At 70.8% G+C, this 380-nt stretch carries 1 protein-coding gene; it reads right to left on the bottom strand.

Going from position 1 to position 380, the window contains the following annotated elements; all coding sequences use genetic code 11:
- A partial coding sequence (locus OO57_RS38040) for a transposase (RefSeq protein ID WP_033257503.1) occupies positions 1–380 on the bottom strand: 380 nt, incomplete at both ends.

Below are 380 nucleotides of genomic sequence, written 5' to 3'. Positions count from 1 at the left end.
TCGCAGTCGTCGGTTGCCGTGGGCGACGAGCCAGGCGACGGCGCGTTCGACCGGTGGCCGCCAGCGGCGGTAGGCGGCCTGCCAGTCGGGGTCGGTGGCGGCCTGGCGGCGGGAGGCTGCGAGCAGGTCGTGGTGGGGACGGATGGTGACGATCCGTCCGGCCTTGGAGGTGCTGCAGCCTTCCCGCAGCGGGCAGCCGGTGCACTGCTCGGTGAACAGGGCTTTGCGCTGCATCTTCTGCCCGGACGGTTCGGACAGGGGGACGGTGTGGCCGGCTGGGTAGGTCACTGTGCTGCCGGCTGTGTCGATGGCGAAGTCGTCGAGGCTGAAGCCGCCCACCACGGCGGTCTTCAGTGGAGCTGGCTTGAGGAACAGCCGGT

This window comes from Kitasatospora phosalacinea, assembly GCF_000717185.1.
Taxonomy (GTDB): Bacteria; Actinomycetota; Actinomycetes; order Streptomycetales; family Streptomycetaceae; genus Kitasatospora; species Kitasatospora phosalacinea_A.
The sequence above is the reverse complement of the archived record's forward strand: the minus strand, read 5'-3'. Positions and strand labels throughout refer to the sequence as shown.